The sequence below is a fragment of the Tritonibacter sp. SIMBA_163 genome, assembly GCF_046535935.1.
In the GTDB taxonomy this organism is placed as follows: domain Bacteria; phylum Pseudomonadota; class Alphaproteobacteria; order Rhodobacterales; family Rhodobacteraceae; genus Epibacterium; species Epibacterium scottomollicae.
Genome location: NZ_JAWJBP010000486.1, coordinates 1 through 270, shown reverse-complemented (window position 1 = coordinate 270; position 270 = coordinate 1). Strand labels below are relative to the sequence as shown.

The following is a 270-nucleotide window of genomic DNA, read 5'->3' as shown; positions in this document are numbered from 1 at the left end:
GGCCGTGGTCGCCGGCGGTATGACGCTGATCCCGACCATGAAGCAGCGCCTCGCCGCGCCGAGCGATCTCGTGGATCTCGGCGGCGTTGCGGACCTGGCCGGCATCTCGGTCGACGGCGACCGGGTGCGCATCGGGGCCACGACGACGCACGCGGCTGTCGCCGGGTCCCGTGAGGTGGCGAACGCCATCCCGGCGCTTGCCGATCTCGCCAACCACATCGGCGACGCCCAGGTGCGCAATCGCGGGACCCTTGGCGGCTCGGTCGCGAA

1 protein-coding gene is annotated in these 270 nt (G+C 72.6%); it reads left to right on the top strand.

What is annotated here, in order from left to right; genetic code table 11:
• Positions 1-19: 19 nt before the first annotated feature.
• Positions 20-270: FAD binding domain-containing protein (locus tag R0J92_RS23235; protein ID WP_411053412.1), on the top strand; the 251-nt coding region annotated here is incomplete at its 3' end.